This window comes from Streptomyces sp. NPDC057302, from assembly GCF_042667685.1.
GTDB lineage: Bacteria > Actinomycetota > Actinomycetes > Streptomycetales > Streptomycetaceae > Streptomyces.
The window spans coordinates 68,308-81,362 of sequence record NZ_JBHUZJ010000041.1 but is presented as its reverse complement, the minus strand read 5'-3'; the positions used below and the strand labels follow the sequence as shown (position 1 = coordinate 81,362).

Here is a 13,055-nt window from a genome sequence, read left to right as displayed (position 1 = left end):
CCCCTGTCGGACGGGGTGCCGGGCGGCGGTGAGTAGAACAGGTGGGCTACCGGACGAAGACCCCCGCCTGGTTCGCCAGATCCAGGAAGTACTGCGGGGCCACGCCCAGGACCAGCGTCACCGCCACCCCCACGCCGATCGCCGTCATCGTCAGCGGCGAGGGCACGGCGACGGTCGGGCCGTCCGCCTTCGGCTCGCTGAAGAACATGAGGACGATCACGCGGATGTAGAAGAACGCCGCGATCGCGGACGAGATCACACCGACCACGACGAGCGCACCGGCGCCTCCCTCGGCCGCCGCCTTGAACACCGCGAACTTCCCGGAGAACCCGGAGGTCAGCGGAATTCCGGCGAAGGCGAGCAGGAAGACCGCGAAGACCGCGGCCACCAGCGGAGAGCGCCTGCCGAGCCCCGCCCACTTCGACAGGTGCGTGGCCTCGCCACCCGCGTCCCGCACCAGCGTGACCACGGCGAACGCGCCGATCGTCACGAAGGAGTAGGCCGCCAGGTAGAAGAGGACCGACGAGATGCCGTCCGGGGTCATGGCGATGACACCGGCGAGGATGAAGCCCGCGTGGGCGATCGAGGAGTACGCGAGGAGCCGCTTGATGTCGGTCTGGGTGATCGCGACGATCGCGCCGGCCAGCATCGTGAGGATCACGACGCCCCACATCACGGGGCGCCAGTCCCAGCGCAGCCCCGGCAGGACCACGTACATCAGCCGGAGCAGCGCGCCGAAGGCGGCCACCTTCGTCGCCGCGGCCATGAAGCCGGTGACCGGGGTGGGCGCGCCTTCGTACACGTCCGGGGTCCACATGTGGAACGGGACCGCGCCCACCTTGAAGAGCAGACCCATGACGATCATCGCGGCGCCGATCAGGAGCAGCGCGTCATTGCCCATGGTGTCGGCGAGCGCCGGGTCGATCTGCTGGACGCTGCCGTCGATGACCTTCGCGATGGTGCCGTACGACACCGAGCCCGCGTACCCGTACAGGAGGGCGATCCCGAAGAGCAGGAACGCCGAGGAGAACGAGCCGAGCAGGAAGTACTTGACGGCGGCTTCCTGCGACATCAGGCGCTTGCGGCGGGCGAGCGCGCAGAGCAGGTAGAGCGGGAGCGAGAAGACCTCGAGGGCGATGAAGAGCGTCAGGAGATCGTTCGCCGACGGGAAGACGAGCATCCCGCCGATCGCGAAGAGGGCGAGCGGGAACACCTCGGTGGTGGTGAACCCGGCCTTCGTGGCGGCCTGTTCGCCCTCGCTGCCCGGCACCGCACCGGCCTGCGCGGCGAACGAGTCGACGCGGTTGCCGTGCGTCACCGGGTCGAGCCGCCGCTCGGCGAAGGTGAAGATCGCTACGAGCCCCGCGAGGAGGATCGTGCCCTGAAGGAAGAGCGCGGGTCCGTCGACCGCGATCGCGCCCATGGCGGCGATGTGCGCCTTCGTCGTGCCGTACCCCGTGGTCGCGAGGCCGACGACCGCGGCGAAGGCCGCGGTGAGGGCGACGACGGCGACGAACACCTGCGCGTAGTACCGGGACTTTCGCGGCACGAAGGCCTCGATGAGGATCCCGAGGACCGCCGCGCCGATGACGATCAACGTCGGCGACAGCTGCGCGTACTCGATGGTGGGAGTGTCGATCTTGTCGATCTGATCTTGGGGCGCCGCGGCCGACGCCATTGTCCACAGGCTGTGGACGGCTGATGCGCTCACTTGGCCGCCTCCACGTCGGGCTTCGGGTCCTTCTGCTGTACGTCGGACATGGTGTGCTTGACCGCCGGGTTCACCAGGTCGGTGAGCGGCTTCGGGTAGACACCGAGGCCGATCAGGAGCGCGATCAGCGGTGCGACGACGACGAGTTCACGTACCCGCAGGTCCGGCATGGCCGAGACCTCCGGCTTCACCGGGCCCGTCATCGTCCGCTGGTAGAGGACGAGGGTGTAGAGCGCGGCGAGCACGATGCCGATGGTGGCGATGATCCCGACCACCGGATAGCGCGCGAACGCGCCGACCAGGACCAGGAATTCACTGACGAACGGCGCGAGCCCCGGCAGCGAGAGCGTCGCGAGACCGCCGATGAGGAAGGTGCCCGCGAGCACCGGCGCCACCTTCTGCACCCCTCCGTAGTCCGCGATGAGCCGCGAACCGCGCCGCGAGATCAGGAAGCCGGCCACCAGCATCAGCGCGGCGGTCGAGATCCCGTGGTTGACCATGTAGAGCGTCGCGCCGGACTGGCCCTGCGAGGTCATCGCGAAGATGCCGAGAATGATGAACCCGAAGTGCGAGATCGACGCGTACGCCACCAGGCGCTTGATGTCGCGCTGGCCGACCGCGAGCAGCGCGCCGTAGATGATGCTGATCAGCGCGAGTACGAGGATGACCGGCGTCGCCCACTTGCTCGCCTCGGGGAAGAGCCCGAGGCAGAAGCGCAGCATCGCGAAGGTGCCGACCTTGTCGACCACTGCCGTGATCAGCACCGCGACCGGGGCCGTGGACTCGCCCATCGCGTTCGGCAGCCAGGTGTGCAGCGGCCACAGCGGCGCCTTCACCGCGAAGGCGAAGAAGAAGCCGAGGAAGAGCCACCGCTCGGTGTTGGTCGCCATGTCGAGCGAGCCGTTGGCCCGCGCCTCGGCGATCTCCGGGAGCGAGAAGTTCCCCGCCACCACGTAGAGCCCGATCACGGCGGCCAGCATGATGAGGCCGCCGACCAGGTTGTAGAGGAGGAACTTCACGGCCGCGTACGAGCGTTGCGCCGAGGCGTTCTCGTCGCTGCCCGCGTGGGCGCGGTCGCCGAAGCCGCCGATGAGGAAGTACATCGGGATGAGCATGGCTTCGAAGAAGATGTAGAAGAGGAAGACGTCCGTGGCCGCGAAGGAGATGATCACCATCGCCTCGACGGCCAGGATCAGGGCGAAGAAGCCCTGGGTCGGACGCCAGCGCGAGGACTTGGTCTCCAAGGGGTCGGCGTCGTGCCAGCCCGCCAGGATGATGAAGGGCATCAGGAGCGCGGTGAGCGCGATGAGGGCGACACCGATGCCGTCGACCCCGAGCTCATACCGCACGCCGAACTCCGCGATCCAGGCGCGGGACTCGGTCAGTTGATAGCGGGATCCGTCGGGGTCGAACCGCACGAGCACGGTCACGGCGAGCGCGAGCGTGGCGAGCGACACGAGCAGCGCGAGCCACTTGGCGGCGGTCCGCCGGGCGGCCGGGACGGCTGCCGTGGCGATCGCGCCGACCGCGGGCAGGGCCGCCGTCGCTGTCAGCAGAGGAAAGGACATCGGTATCAGACCGCCCTCATCAGCAGGGTCGCGGCGATGAGTACCGCAACGCCGCCGAACATCGAGACCGCGTAGGAGCGGGCATAGCCGTTCTGCATCTTGCGCAGCCGCCCGGAGAGCCCGCCGACCGAGGCCGCCGTGCCGTTGACGACTCCGTCGACCAGGGTGTGGTCGACGTAGACCAGGGAGCGGGTGAGGTGCTCTCCGCCGCGGACCAGGACGACGTGGTTGAAGTCGTCCTGGAGGAGGTCGCGGCGGGCCGCCCGGGTGAGCAGCGAACCGCGCGGGGCGGTGACCGGGACGGACTTGCGTCCGTACTGGAGGTAGGCGAGGGCCACACCGATGACCAGGACCACCATGGTGGCGCCCGTGACCGTGGTGGCGCTCAGCGGCGAGTCGCCGTGGGAGTGGTGGGTGACCGGCTCCAGCCAGTGCATGAAGCGGTCGCCGATGCTGAAGAAGCCACCCGCGAAGACCGACCCGAAGGCGAGCACGATCATCGGGATCGTCATCGACTTGGGCGACTCGTGCGGGTGCGGCTCGTGGCCCTCCGCATCCGGCTGCCAGCGCTTCTCACCGAAGAACGTCATGATCATCACGCGCGTCATGTAGAACGCGGTGATCGCGGCGCCGAGCAGTGCGACCGAGCCGAGGATCCAGCCCTCGGTGCCGCCCTTGGCGAAGGCCGCCTCGATGATCTTGTCCTTGGAGAAGAAGCCGGACAGACCGGGGAAGCCGATGATCGCCAGATAGCCGAGCCCGAAGGTCACGAAGGTGACCGGCATGTACTTCCTGAGGCCGCCGTACTTCCTCATGTCGACCTCTTCGTTCATGCCGTGCATGACCGAACCGGCGCCGAGGAAGAGCCCGGCCTTGAAGAAGCCGTGCGTCACCAGGTGCATGATCGCGAATACGTAGCCGATGGGGCCGAGGCCCGCGGCCAGGATCATGTACCCGATCTGGGACATCGTCGACCCGGCGAGGGCCTTCTTGATGTCGTCCTTCGCGCAACCGACGATCGCACCGAAGAGGAGCGTGACCGCACCGACGACGGTGACGACCAGTTGCGCGTCCGGGGCGCCGTTGAAGATCGCGCCGGAGCGGACGATCAAGTAGACGCCCGCGGTCACCATCGTCGCCGCGTGGATGAGGGCCGAGACCGGGGTCGGGCCCTCCATCGCGTCGCCGAGCCAGGACTGCAGCGGCACCTGGGCCGACTTGCCGCATGCCGCGAGAAGGAGCATCAGGCCGATGGCCGTCAGCTTGCCCTCCGACGTCTCACCGGTGGCCTCCAGGACGGGCCCGAAGGCGAACGTCCCGAAGGTGGTGAACATCAGCATGATGGCGATCGAGAGGCCCATGTCGCCGACCCGGTTGACCAGGAAGGCCTTCTTCGCGGCGGTGGCCGCGCTGGGCTTGTGCTGCCAGAAGCCGATCAGGAGGTACGAGGCGAGGCCCACGCCCTCCCATCCGACGTACAGGAGCAGGTAGTTGTCGGCGAGGACCAGGATGAGCATCGCCGCGAGGAACAGGTTCAGATAGCCGAAGAAGCGGCGGCGCCGCTCGTCGTGCTCCATGTACCCGATGGAGTAGATGTGGATCAGAGTGCCCACACCGGTGATCAGCAGGACGAACGTCATCGACAGCTGGTCGAGCTGGAAGGCGACGTCCGCCTGGAATCCCTCCACGGGGATCCAGCTGAACAGGTGCTGCGACAGGGAGCGCTCCTCGGCGCCCTTGCCCAGCATGTCGGCGAAGAGCACCGCACCGACGACGAAGGAGGCGGCAGCGAGCAGCGTGCCGAGCCAGTGGCCCACACGGTCCAGCCGCCGCCCGCCGCACAGCAGTACGGCCGCTCCGAGCAGAGGCGCCGCTACGAGCAGCGCGATCAGGTTCTCCACTTTTCAGCGACCCCTTACAGCTTCATCAGGCTGGCGTCGTCGACCGAGGCCGAGTGACGGGAGCGGAACAGCGACACGATGATCGCGAGACCGACCACGACTTCCGCCGCGGCGACGACCATCGTGAAGAACGCGATGATCTGGCCGTCGAGGTTGCCGTGCAGCCGGGAGAAGGCGACGAAGGCGAGGTTGCACGCGTTGAGCATCAGCTCGATACACATGAACACCACGATCGCGTTCCGCCTGATCAGCACGCCGGTGGCGCCGATCGAGAACAACAGCGCCGCGAGATACAGGTAGTTGACCGGATTCACTTGGACGCCTCCTCGGACTTGGTCGACCGCTCGAGACGCTCCGACGAACGCTGTTCGAGGGCGCGCAGGTCGTCCAGCGCCTCGTCCGACACATCGCGGATCTGGCCGCGCTCACGCAGCGTCTTGTTGACCGTGAGCTCCGAGGGGGTGCCGTCGGGAAGCAGCCCTGCGACGTCCACGGCGTTGTGCCGGGCGTAGACACCGGGGGCGGGCAGCGGCGGCAGGTGCTTGCCGCGCACGCGCTCCTCGGACATCTCGCGCTGCGTCTTGGCGCGCTCCGTGCGCTCGCGGTGGGTGAGCACCATCGCGCCGACGGTGGCGGTGATGAGCAGGGCGCCGGTGATCTCGAACGCGAAGACGTACTTCGTGAAGATGCTCTCGGCCAGGCCCTGTACGTTGCCGCCGGCGTTCGCCTTGCTCAGTCCGGTGAACTCGTTCACCGAGGCGTTGCCGATCCCCGCGAAGAGCAGGATGGCGAAGCCGAAGCCGCAGAGGCCCGCCAGCCAGCGCTGGCCCTTGATGGTCTCCTTCAGGGAGTCGGCGGCGGTGACGCCGACGAGCATGACCACGAAGAGGAAGAGCATCATGATCGCGCCGGTGTAGACGACGACCTGGACGATGCCCAGGAAGTACGCCCCGTTGGCGAGGTAGAAGACCGCCAGGATGATCATGGTCCCGGCGAGGCAGAGCGCGCTGTGCACGGCCTTCTTCATGAGGATGGTGCACAGGGCGCCGATCACGGCGACCGTGCCGAGCACCCAGAACTGGACGGCCTCACCGGTGGAGGTGGTGTAGGCGGCGAGCTGTGTCATCGGTTGATCACCTCCCCCGACGCGGGCTCGGAGTCCCCGAAGGTGGAAGCGGCCTCTTGGGGCGTCTCGCCCTTGGAGAGGGCGACTTGAGGCACCGTTCCCGGAGCCGCTTCCGTCACCAGACCGCGGTAGTAGTCCTGCTCGTCCGTGCCGGGGAAGATCGAGTGCGGTGACTCGACCATGCCTTCCTCCAGGCCGGCGAGCAGCTGCTCCTTGGTGAAGATGAGCTTCTCGCGGCTGCTGTCGGCCAGCTCGAACTCGTTCGTCATCGTCAACGCGCGCGTGGGGCACGCCTCGATGCACAGGCCGCACAGGATGCAGCGGGCGTAGTTGATCTGGTAGACGCGGCCGTACCGCTCGCCCGGGGAGTAGCGCTCCTCCTCGGTGTTGTCCGCGCCCTCCACGTAGATCGCGTCCGCGGGGCAGGCCCAGGCGCAGAGCTCACAGCCGATGCACTTCTCCAGGCCGTCCGGATGGCGATTGAGCTGGTGCCTGCCGTGGAAGCGGGGAGCGGTGGTCTTCTCCTGCTCCGGATACTGCTCGGTCAGCCGCTTCTTGAACATGGCCTTGAAGGTCACGCCGAAGCCCGCGACGGGGTTCTGGAACCCCTGCTTCGATTGGTTCGACTCGTGCTGTGACTGGTGTGACTCTTTCTCTGACTCAGCCATCGGACGCCTCCTTTCCGTCACTTCGGGTCCCGTCACTTTGAGTATCCGGTCCACCACTGACAATCAGCTCCCGCTCCTGACGCGAACGTCGGCGCGGTACGGGCGGCAGGCTCTGTCCGGGCAGCGGCGGTACCGGGAATCCGCCCGCCATCGGGTCGAAGGCGACCGGCTCCTCGTTCTCGGACCGTGCCGCGGATTCCTTCTCGCGCTTGTCGCGGAAGATGTCGACGACGACGGAGAGCAACAGGAGCGCGATGACTCCGCCGCCCACATAGAGCGCGATCGAGGTGAAGTCGTACTCCTCGTTCCGCATCGCCCTGACGGTCGCCACGAGCATCAGCCAGACGACCGACACCGGGATCAGGACCTTCCAGCCGAGCTTCATCAGCTGGTCGTAGCGGACGCGTGGCAGCGTGCCGCGCAGCCAGATGAAGAAGAACAGCAGCAGCTGGACCTTGATCACGAACCAGAGCATCGGCCACCAGCCGTGGTTCGCGCCCTCCCAGAAGGTGCTGATCGGATACGGGGCCCGCCAGCCGCCCAGGAAGAGGGTGACCGAGACCGCGGAGACGGTGACCATGTTGACGTACTCGGCGAGCATGAACAGCGCGAACTTGATCGACGAGTACTCGGTGTTGAAGCCGCCGACCAGGTCGCCCTCGGACTCCGGCATGTCGAACGGGGCGCGGTTGGTCTCACCGATCATCGTCACGATGTAGATCAGGAACGAGACCGGAAGCAGCAGCACGTACCAGCGGTCCGCCTGCGCCTCCACGATCGCCGAGGTCGACATCGACCCGGAGTAGAGGAACACCGAGGCGAACGCGGCGCCCATCGCGATCTCGTACGAGATCATCTGCGCGCAGGAGCGCAGACCGCCGAGGAGCGGATACGTGGAGCCGGAGCTCCAACCGGCGAGCACGATGCCGTAGATGCCGACCGAGGCGACCGCGAGGATGTAGAGCATCGCGATCGGCAGGTCGGTGAGCTGCATCGTCGTGCGCTGACCGAAGATCGAGACTTCGTTGCCCGCGGGCCCGAAGGGGATCACCGCGATCGCCATGAAGGCCGGGATCGCCGCGATGATCGGCGCGAGGACGTACACGACCTTGTCCGCGCGCTTGACGATCAGGTCTTCCTTGAGCATCAGCTTGATGCCGTCCGCGAGGGACTGCAGCATGCCCCAGGGGCCGTGCCGGTTCGGGCCGATGCGCAGCTGCATCCAGGCGACGACCTTGCGCTCCCAGACGATGGAGAAGAGCACCGTCACCATCAGGAACGCGAAGCAGAAGACCGCCTTGACGGCGACCAGCCACCACGGGTCGCGGCCGAACATGGACAGGTCTTCCGCCGCAAGCGGCACCACGGTGTGCATCACGACGTCACCTCCGGGGCCTCAGAAGGCTCCGGCAGGAGCGCCGGGCCGATGCGGACGAGATCGCCGGGGTGCGCGCCGGTGTCGGAAGTGACGCCTCCCCCGGTCGAGTTCAGCGGCAGCCACACCACGCGGTCGGGCATCTCGGTGATCTGGAGCGGCAGTTCGGTCGCGCCCGCGGAGCCGGTGACGGCCAGGACGTCGCCGTCCTTGACGCCCGCCTCGGCCGCGGTGGCCGCCGAGAGCCGGGCGACCGCGGTGTGCCGCGTACCGGCGAGGGCTTCGTCGCCCTCCTGGAGGCGGCCCTGGTCGAGCAGCAGCCGGTGCCCCGCGAGAACGGCCTCTCCGGAGGCGGGCCTCGGCGGCTGGGCGCCACTCTCCGCGGGCTCGGTGGCGTGCGTACCGCCCCATCCGCCGAGCCGGTCGAGCTCGCGCCGGGCCGTCGCCAGGTCGGGAAGACCCAGGTGTACGTCACCGGCGTCGGCCAGCATGTGCAGCACGCGCGCGTCCGTCGGGGCCAGCGTGCGCGTCATCTGGTCCGGCTTGAGCGCGGCGTCGAACATCCGCGCCCTGCCCTCCCAGTTGAGGAAGGTGCCGGGCTTCTCCGCGACCGCCGCCACGGGCAGTACGACGTCGGCGTGCTCGGTGACCTCGCTGGGCCGCAGCTCGAGCGAGACCAGGAAGCCGACCTCGGAGAGTGCTTCACGCGCGCGTGCCGGGTCGGGAAGGTCGGCGACCTCCACGCCCGCCACCAACAGGGCGGCCAGTTCGCCGGTCGCCGCCGCCTCGATGATCTGGCCGGTGTCGCGGCCGTAGCGGTGCGGGAGTTCGGCGACGCGCCAGGCGGCCGCGACCTCGTCCCGCGCGCGCGGGTCGGTGGACGGGCGCCCGCCGGGAAGCAGCGAGGGCAGCGCGCCCGCCTCGACGGCGCCGCGCTCCCCCGCCCGGCGCGGAATCCACACCAGTTGGGCGCCGGTCGCCGAAGCGGCCCGTACCGCCGCGGTGAGCCCGCCCCGCACGGCGGCGAGACGCTCGCCGACCACGATCACCGCACCCGGGGTCCGCAGCGACTCGGCCGCCGTGGCGCCGTCGCCTTCGAGGTCCGCTCCGGCGGACAGCGCGTCGAGCCACTTTGTCTCGGTGCCGGGAGCCGCGGGCAGCAGCGTGCCGCCCGCCTTCTCCAGGCCGCGGGTCTGATGCGTGGCGAGGGAGAAGGTCCGCTGACCGTGCTTGCGCCAGGCCTTGCGAAGCCGCAGGAAGACCCCGGGCGCCTCCTCCTCGGACTCGAGACCGACGAGCAGGACCGCGGGGGCCTTCTCCAGAACGGCGTACGTGACGCCGCTCCCGTCGAGGTCCCGGCCCCGGCCCGCGACACGGGCGGCGAGGAAGTCGGCCTCCTCGCTGCTGTGCACGCGCGCGCGGAAGTCGATGTCGTTCGTGTCGAGCGCCACGCGCGCGTACTTGCTGTACGCGTAGGCGTCCTCCACGGTGAGGCGCCCACCGGTCAGCACACCGGCCCGGCCGCGTGCGGCGGCGAGCCCGGTGGCCGCGGCTTCGAGAGCCTCGGGCCAGCTGGCCGTCTCCAGCTCACCCGTCTCGGAGTTGCGCACCAGCGGCGTGGTGAGGCGGTCCGGCTTCTGCGCGTAACGGAAGCCGAAGCGCCCCTTGTCGCAGAGCCACTCCTCGTTGACCTCGGGATCGTCGGCGGCCAGGCGCCGCATGACCTTGCCCCGGCGGTGGTCGGTGCGGGTCGCGCAGCCGCCCGCGCAGTGCTCGCAGACCGAAGGCGACGACACCAGGTCGAAGGGCCGCGAGCGGAAGCGGTACGCCGCCGAGGTCAGCGCGCCGACCGGACAGATCTGGATGGTGTTCCCGGAGAAGTACGACTCGAAGGGGTCACCCTCGCCCGTGCCGACCTGCTGGAGCGCACCGCGCTCAAGCAGCTCGATCATCGGGTCGCCCGCGATCTGGTTGGAGAACCGGGTGCAGCGCGCGCACAGCACGCACCGCTCGCGGTCCAGCAGCACCTGCGTGGAGATCGGCACCGGCTTCTCGAACGTCCGCTTCTTGCCCTCGAAGCGGGAGTCCGTGTCGCCGACCTGCATCGCCTGGTTCTGCAGCGGGCACTCGCCGCCCTTGTCGCAGACCGGGCAGTCCAGCGGGTGGTTGATGAGCAGCAGCTCCATCACCCCGCGCTGGGCCTTCTCGGCGACCGGCGAGGACAGCTGCGACTTCACGACCATGCCGTCGGTGCAGGTGATGGTGCAGGAGGCCATCGGCTTGCGCTGGCCCTCCACCTCGACGATGCACTGGCGGCAGGCGCCCGCCGGGTCGAGCAGCGGGTGGTCGCAGAACCGGGGGATCTCGATGCCGAGGAGCTCGGCGGCCCGGATGACCAGCGTCCCCTTCGGGACGCTGATCTCGATGCCGTCGATCGTCAGCGACACGAGGTCTTCCGGCGGAACCGCCGCCTCGCCTCCACCGGAGGGAGCGCTGTTTGTGGTCACTGTCATGCGTTCACCTCCGAATGTGCGGCGGGCCGATCGGCCCAGAGAGTCGACTTGGCCGGGTCGAAGGGGCAGCCCTTGCCGGTGATGTGCTGCTCGTACTCCTCGCGGAAGTACTTGAGCGAGGAGAAGATCGGCGACGCGGCGCCGTCACCGAGGGCGCAGAACGACTTGCCGTTGATGTTGTCGGCGATGTCGTTCAGCTTGTCGAGGTCGGACATGACGCCCTTGCCGGCCTCGATGTCCCGCAGCAACTGCACCAGCCAGTACGTGCCTTCGCGGCAGGGCGTGCACTTGCCGCAGGACTCGTGGGCGTAGAACTCGGTCCAGCGGGTGACGGCCCGCACGACGCAGGTCGTCTCGTCGAAGCACTGGAGCGCCTTCGTGCCGAGCATCGAGCCGGCGGCGCCCACTCCCTCGTAGTCCAGGGGGACGTCGAGGTGCTCGTCGGTGAACATCGGCGTCGAAGAGCCGCCCGGCGTCCAGAACTTGAGCCGGTGGCCCGCCCTGATCCCGCCGCTCATGTCGAGCAGCTGGCGCAGGGTGATGCCGAGCGGGGCCTCGTACTGGCCGGGGCTCGTGACGTGGCCGCTCAGCGAATAGAGCGTGAAGCCGGGTGACTTCTCGCTTCCCATCGATTTGAACCAGTCTTTTCCGCGGTTCAGGATCGCGGGAACCGACGCGATGGATTCGACGTTATTGACGACAGTGGGGCATGCGTAGAGGCCCGCGACGGCCGGGAAAGGGGGACGCAGTCGCGGCTGGCCACGGCGGCCTTCGAGCGAGTCGAGCAGCGCGGTCTCCTCACCACAGATGTACGCGCCGGCGCCCGCGTGCACGGTGAGTTCGAGGTCGAGTCCGCTGCCCAGGATGTTCTCGCCCAGGAATCCCGCCTCTTTCGCCTCACGCACGGCCTCGTGCAACCGCCTGAGCACGGGGACGACTTCACCGCGCAGGTAGATGAAGGCATGCGAAGAACGGATCGCGTAACACGCGATCACGATCCCCTCGATGAGGGAATGCGGGTTCGCGAAGAGGAGCGGGATGTCCTTGCAGGTCCCCGGCTCCGATTCGTCGGCGTTGACAACTAGATAGTGCGGCTTTCCATCTCCCTGCGGAATGAACTGCCATTTCATTCCGGTGGGGAATCCCGCGCCACCACGGCCGCGCAGACCGGAGTCCTTCACGTACGCGATCAGGTCGTCCGGCGCCATGGCCAGGGCCTTGCGCAGGCCCTCGTACCCCTCGTGCCGTCGGTAGGTGTCGAGCGTCCAGGAATCCTCCGCGTCCCAGAACGCCGAAAGCACCGGCGCGAGCAGCTTCTCGGGGCTCGTCTCGTGGTCGATCTCGGCTGCCAAGGTCATCACTCCCCCTCCTCGGCGGTCGGTCCGGCCGGGTGGGCCGGGTCGGATGCCGAGGTCTCCTGCGGTGCGTCGTGCGAGCTGAGGTGCTCGGGCGGCGCCTCGTCCTGCGGGCCGCTGGTGCGCGGGTGGACCACCCGCGGCTGCGGCAACTCGCCCTTGGCCAGGCGCAGTCCGATCAGCGATGCGGGGCCCGCGCCACCGCTCGCCTCCACGGCGCCCGCGCGCTCGTCCGGGAAGCCCGCCAGAATCCGGGCCGTCTCCTTGTACGTGCACAAGGGGGCGCCGCGGGTCGGCTCGACCTGCACGCCCGCGCGCAGGTCGTCCACGAGCCGCTTGGCGCTCTCGGGAGTCTGGTTGTCGAAGAACTCCCAGTTGACCATCACGACGGGAGCGAAGTCACAGGCCGCGTTGCACTCGATGTGCTCCAGCGTGACCTTGCCGTCCTCCGTGGTCCCTTCGTTGCCGACCCCCAGGTGCTCCTGGAGCTGCTCGAAGATCGCGTCGCCGCCCATGACGGCGCACAACGTGTTCGTGCAGACGCCGACCTGGTAGTCACCGGAGGGCTTGCGGCGGTACATCGTGTAGAAGGTCGCGACCGCGGTGACCTCGGCGGTGGTCAGGCCGAGCACCTCCGCGCAGAAGGCCATGCCCGTGCGCGTGACGTGGCCCTCCTCCGACTGCACCAGGTGCAGCAGCGGGAGCAGCGCGGACCGGGAGTCCGGGTAGCGGGAGATGACCTCCTTGGCGTCCGCGTCGAGCCTGGCCCGTACGTCGGCCGGGAAGTCGGGGGCGGGGAGTTGGGGCATGCCCAGGCTGACGCCCGTGCCCTGCTGGG

At 68.7% G+C, this 13,055-nt stretch carries 10 protein-coding genes; all 10 read right to left on the bottom strand.

Going from position 1 to position 13,055, the window contains the following annotated elements:
* Positions 1 to 46 precede the first annotated feature (46 nt).
* From nuoN to nuoE, 10 genes are read right to left on the bottom strand one after another with little or no spacing between them, the layout of a single operon-like run.
* Positions 47 to 1,711: an NADH-quinone oxidoreductase subunit NuoN gene (gene nuoN / locus ACFUPX_RS26205; protein WP_383327375.1), complete on the bottom strand. Its 1,665-nt coding sequence runs from the start codon at positions 1,709 to 1,711 to the stop codon at positions 47 to 49.
* Positions 1,708 to 3,279, bottom strand: a complete 1,572-nt coding sequence (locus tag ACFUPX_RS26200; protein WP_383327372.1) for an NADH-quinone oxidoreductase subunit M — start codon at positions 3,277 to 3,279, stop codon at positions 1,708 to 1,710. Before ACFUPX_RS26200 ends, nuoN begins: the two co-directional genes overlap by 4 nt.
* A gap of 5 nt (positions 3,280 to 3,284) precedes the next feature.
* The gene (nuoL, locus tag ACFUPX_RS26195; RefSeq protein WP_383327369.1) at positions 3,285 to 5,180 is read right to left on the bottom strand and encodes an NADH-quinone oxidoreductase subunit L; all 1,896 of its coding nucleotides are present in this window, start codon (positions 5,178 to 5,180) and stop codon (positions 3,285 to 3,287) included.
* Between the two features lie 14 nt (positions 5,181 to 5,194).
* On the bottom strand, positions 5,195 to 5,494 hold the full coding sequence (nuoK, locus tag ACFUPX_RS26190; protein ID WP_249588397.1) for an NADH-quinone oxidoreductase subunit NuoK: 300 nt from the start codon (positions 5,492 to 5,494) through the stop codon (positions 5,195 to 5,197).
* Positions 5,491 to 6,306, bottom strand: a complete 816-nt coding sequence (locus ACFUPX_RS26185) for an NADH-quinone oxidoreductase subunit J (protein ID WP_383327366.1) — start codon at positions 6,304 to 6,306, stop codon at positions 5,491 to 5,493. Before ACFUPX_RS26185 ends, nuoK begins: the two co-directional genes overlap by 4 nt.
* Positions 6,303 to 6,974 carry an NADH-quinone oxidoreductase subunit NuoI gene (nuoI, locus tag ACFUPX_RS26180; RefSeq protein WP_383327363.1) on the bottom strand — a complete coding sequence of 224 codons (672 nt, stop codon included), beginning with the start codon at positions 6,972 to 6,974 and terminating at the stop codon, positions 6,303 to 6,305. Before nuoI ends, ACFUPX_RS26185 begins: the two co-directional genes overlap by 4 nt.
* Complete coding sequence (nuoH, locus tag ACFUPX_RS26175) at positions 6,967 to 8,349, bottom strand: NADH-quinone oxidoreductase subunit NuoH (RefSeq protein WP_383327390.1); 1,383 nt, start codon at positions 8,347 to 8,349, stop codon at positions 6,967 to 6,969. Before nuoH ends, nuoI begins: the two co-directional genes overlap by 8 nt.
* Complete coding sequence (locus ACFUPX_RS26170; RefSeq protein ID WP_383327361.1) at positions 8,349 to 10,862, bottom strand: NADH-quinone oxidoreductase subunit G; 2,514 nt, start codon at positions 10,860 to 10,862, stop codon at positions 8,349 to 8,351. Before ACFUPX_RS26170 ends, nuoH begins: the two co-directional genes overlap by 1 nt.
* The gene (gene nuoF, locus ACFUPX_RS26165; RefSeq protein ID WP_383327358.1) at positions 10,859 to 12,223 is read right to left on the bottom strand and encodes an NADH-quinone oxidoreductase subunit NuoF; all 1,365 of its coding nucleotides are present in this window, start codon (positions 12,221 to 12,223) and stop codon (positions 10,859 to 10,861) included. Before nuoF ends, ACFUPX_RS26170 begins: the two co-directional genes overlap by 4 nt.
* Positions 12,220 to 13,026 (bottom strand): NADH-quinone oxidoreductase subunit NuoE, encoded by an 807-nt coding sequence (gene nuoE, locus ACFUPX_RS26160; RefSeq protein WP_383327387.1) that lies wholly within the window; start codon positions 13,024 to 13,026, stop codon positions 12,220 to 12,222. The genes nuoF and nuoE overlap by 4 nt, the downstream gene beginning before the upstream one ends.
* Positions 13,027 to 13,055: the final 29 nt, after the last annotated feature.